Raw genomic sequence first — 4,170 nt, 5'->3', positions numbered from 1 at the left:
AGGCGAGCTGGCGCTGGCCGAATGCCTGGTCTATCTGGCCGTCGCGCCCAAGTCGAACGCGGTCTACGTGGGCTACAACGAGGCCCGCGCCCTGGTGCGCAAAGACGGCACCCGCCCCGTGCCGATGCATCTGCGCAACGCTCCCACCCGTTTGATGGAGGACCTGGGCTACGGCAAGGACTACCGCTACGCCCACGACGAGGAGGGCGGCTTCGCCGCCGGCGAGAGCTATTTCCCCGAGGGGATGAAGCCGCCGCAGTTCTATCGGCCGGTGGAGCGCGGGTTGGAAATCCGCATCGCGGAAAAGCTGCGGGATTTGCGCTCCCTCAACGAACGCCGATAGAGGGCAAACCCGCTCCTGCCCAAATGTTGGCCGTCAGGGAGCGCCCGCTACAATCGCCCCCGCAACGAACCCGCCTGTGGATCCGCTGGGCGGGTTTTTTTGCATGAACCGAAACGCCTCACGAAGGCGCGGCCGGTGGAGACCCGGCCCGGAAACGGCGACGAAACGGAGAACCCCTCTATGGAGATCCTGCTGCAGCAGATCATCAACGGTCTGGTCCTGGGCAGCATGTACGCGCTGGTGGCCCTCGGCTACACCATGGTGTACGGCATCATCAACCTGATCAACTTTGCCCACGGCGAGGTGCTCATGGTGGGCGCGCTCACCAGCTGGGCGATCATCGTCACCGCGCAGGAATCGATGCCCGGCGTGCCCGGGTGGCTGCTGCTGCTGGTGGCATTGATCATCTCCTGCGTCGTCGCGGCGGCGCTGAACTTCGTGATCGAGAAGGTCGCCTACCGGCCGCTGCGCAACAGCCCCAAGCTGGCGCCCCTGATCACCGCCATCGGCATGTCGCTGCTGCTGCAGACACTGGCGATGATCATCTTCAAGCCGAACTACAAGCCCTATCCCACGCTGCTGCCCATCGTGCCGATCCAGGTGGGCGGCGCGGTGATCACCGTCACCCAGATCGTGATCCTGGCGATGACGGTGCTCTCGCTCGCGGTGCTGATGTACCTGGTGAACTACACGCGGCTCGGGCGCGCCATGCGCGCCACGGCCGAAAACCCGCGCGTGGCCGCCCTCATGGGCGTGAAGCCGGACACGGTGATCTCCGCCACCTTCGTGATCGGCGCCGTGCTGGCCACCATCGCCGGCGTGATGTATGCCTCCAACTACGGCACCGCGCAGCACACCATGGGCTTCCTGCCCGGGCTGAAGGCCTTCACCGCCGCCGTCTTCGGCGGCATCGGCAACCTGGCGGGCGCGGTGGTGGGCGGCGTGCTGCTGGGGCTGATCGAGTCCATCGGCTCCGGCTACCTCGGCGCGCTGACGGGCGGCGTGCTGGGCAGCCACTACTCCGACATCTTCGCCTTCATCGTGCTGATCGTGGTGCTCACGCTGCGCCCCTCGGGCCTGCTGGGCGAACGCGTGGCGGACCGGGCCTGAAGGAGCGAGCACCATGGCCATGTTCCAACGGACCAACAAGGCGGGCTGGATCGTGGGCGGCATCGCCCTGCTGCTGCTGCCGATCCTGCTGCAGTACGCCGGCAACTTCTGGGTGCGCATCGCCGACACGGCGCTGCTCTACGTGCTGCTCGCGCTGGGCCTCAACATCGTGGTGGGCTACGCCGGCCTGCTGGACCTGGGCTTCGTCGCCTTCTTCGCGATCGGCGCCTACCTGTACGGCCTGCTCGCCTCGCCGCACCTGGCCGAGGCCTTCCCGTGGATCGCAGCCACCTGGCCCGACGGCCTGCACATCTCGATCTGGGAGGTGATCCCGCTCGGCGCCATCGTCGCCGGCGTGTTCGGCATCCTGCTCGGCGCGCCCACGCTCAAGCTGCGCGGCGACTACCTGGCCATCGTGACGCTCGGCTTCGGCGAGATCATCCGCGTCTTCCTGAACAACCTGGACCAGCCGATCAACATCACCAACGGCCCCAAGGGGCTGGGGCAGATCGACTCGGTGAGCCTGTTCGGCCTGAACCTCGGGCGCCGCATCGACGTGACGGAGAACTTCGACATCTCCTCGGTCACGCTGTACTACTACCTCTTCCTGGTGCTCGTGATCCTGAGCGTGGTGATCTGCCACCGCCTGGAGCTCTCGCGCATCGGCCGCGCCTGGATGGCCATCCGCGAGGACGAGATCGCCGCCAAGGCGATGGGCATCAACACCCGCAACATGAAGCTGCTGGCCTTCGGCATGGGCGCCACCTTCGGCGGCGTCTCGGGCACCATGTTCGCGGCCTTCCAGGGCTTCGTCTCGCCCGAGTCCTTCAGCCTGATGGAATCGATCATGATCGTGGCCATGGTGGTGCTGGGCGGCATCGGCCACCTGCCGGGCGTGATCCTGGGCGCGGTGCTGCTCTCGGCGCTGCCGGAGGTGCTGCGCTGGGTCTCCGGCGTGATGGACCTGCAGTCCGCCACCGGCGGCCGGCTCGACCCCGCCATCCTGCGCCAGCTGCTGATCGCGCTGGCGATGATCATCGTGATGCTGCTGCGCCCGCGCGGCCTGTGGCCCACGCCGGAGCACGGCAAGGCGCTGCAGACGCCCGCGGCCACGCCGCCGGCGCCCAAGCCCGGGGAGCCGCTGCAATCCCCGGCCAGCCTGGTGAAGTAAGGAGCAGCGCATGGCAGAAGTCGTTCTCCGCGTGGCGGGAATTTCCAAGCGCTTCGGCGGCCTGCAGGCCCTCTCGGACGTGGGCCTCACCATCGAGCGCGGGCAGGTCTACGGCCTGATCGGCCCCAACGGCGCCGGCAAGACCACCTTCTTCAACGTGATCACGGGCCTCTACACGCCCGACAGCGGCAGCTTCGAGCTGGCGGGCAAGCCCTACAAGCCCACCGCGGTGCACGAGGTGGCCCGCGCCGGCATCGCGCGCACCTTCCAGAACATCCGCCTCTTCGCCGACATGACGGCGCTGGAGAACGTGATGGTGGGCCGCCACGTGCGCACGCACTCGGGCCTGCTGGGCGCGATCTTCCGCACCCACAAGTTCAAGCACGAGGAAGCCGAGATCGCCCAGCGCGCCCAGGAGCTGCTGGATTACGTGGGCATCGGCCGCTTCGCCGAATACAAGGCGCGCACGCTGTCGTATGGCGACCAGCGGCGGCTGGAGATCGCGCGCGCGCTCGCCACCGACCCGCAGCTGATCGCGCTGGACGAGCCGGCCGCGGGCATGAACTCCACCGAGAAGGTGGTGCTGCGCGAGCTGATCGACCGCATCCGCAACGACGGCCGCACCATCCTGCTGATCGAGCACGACGTGAAGCTGGTGATGGGCCTGTGCGACCGCGTGACCGTGCTCGATTACGGCAAGGCCATCGCCGAGGGCTCGCCCTACGACGTGCAGCGCGACGAGAAGGTGATCGAGGCCTACCTGGGCCACAGCCACAAGCCCACGGCGGCTGTCGTCCCCGCGCAGGCGGGGCCCCAGACCGGAGTGCCCCTGCAATGACCCAGACCCTCCTGAAAGTCACCGGCCTCAAGGTCGCCTACGGCGGCATCCAGGCCGTCAAGGGCGTCGATTTCGAAGTCCACGAAGGCGAACTCGTCACCCTGATCGGCTCCAACGGCGCCGGCAAGACCACCACCATGAAGGCCATCACCGGCCTGCTGCCGCTGAACGCCGGCGACATCCACTACATGGGCCAGAGCATCCGCGGCCGCGGCGCGTGGGACCTGGTGAAGCAGGGCCTGGCCATGGTGCCGGAAGGCCGCGGCGTCTTCACCCGCATGACGATCACCGAGAACCTGCTGATGGGCGCGCACATCCGCAGCGACAAGGCGGGCATCGCGAAGGACATGGACCGCGTGTTCGGCATCTTCCCGCGCCTGCACGAGCGGCGCGAGCAGCTGGCCGGCACCATGTCCGGCGGCGAGCAGCAGATGCTGGCCATGGGCCGCGCCCTCATGAGCCGGCCCAAGGTGCTGCTGATGGACGAGCCCTCCATGGGCCTCTCGCCCATCATGGTGGACAAGATCTTCGAGGTGGTCGGCGAGGTCCACAAGCAGGGCGTGACCATCCTGCTGGTGGAACAGAACGCCAGCCGCGCCCTGGAAGTGGCCGACCGCGGCTACGTGATGGAGAGCGGCATCATCAGCATGTCCGGCAAGGCCAGCGAGATGCTCACCGACCCCAAGGTCCGCGCCGCCTATCTCGGGG

General features: G+C 67.8%; 4 protein-coding genes and 1 pseudogene. All 5 read left to right on the top strand.

Features of this window, described 5'->3' with window-relative positions; genetic code table 11:
* A pseudogene (locus tag VFM98_RS25740) lies at positions 1–343 on the top strand (recombination factor protein RarA); the annotation flags it as partial.
* Between the two features lie 180 nt (positions 344–523).
* Positions 524–1,453 (top strand): branched-chain amino acid ABC transporter permease, encoded by a 930-nt coding sequence (locus VFM98_RS25735; RefSeq protein WP_325112732.1) that lies wholly within the window; start codon positions 524–526, stop codon positions 1,451–1,453.
* Between the two features lie 19 nt (positions 1,454–1,472).
* A complete protein-coding gene (locus tag VFM98_RS25730) occupies positions 1,473–2,624 on the top strand; it encodes a branched-chain amino acid ABC transporter permease (protein WP_325112733.1) in 1,152 nt (383 codons plus the stop codon).
* A gap of 10 nt (positions 2,625–2,634) precedes the next feature.
* Positions 2,635–3,462 (top strand): ABC transporter ATP-binding protein, encoded by an 828-nt coding sequence (locus VFM98_RS25725; protein ID WP_325112731.1) that lies wholly within the window; start codon positions 2,635–2,637, stop codon positions 3,460–3,462.
* The coding region (locus VFM98_RS25720) for an ABC transporter ATP-binding protein (RefSeq protein ID WP_325112730.1) at positions 3,459–4,170 on the top strand (712 nt) is incomplete at its 3' end. The genes VFM98_RS25725 and VFM98_RS25720, both read left to right, overlap by 4 nt.

The sequence above is a fragment of the Ramlibacter sp. genome (genome assembly GCF_035706265.1).
Taxonomy (GTDB): domain Bacteria; phylum Pseudomonadota; class Gammaproteobacteria; order Burkholderiales; family Burkholderiaceae_C; genus Ramlibacter.
Note: the sequence above shows the minus strand (reverse complement) of the source record. Positions and strands in the feature narration are given on the sequence as shown.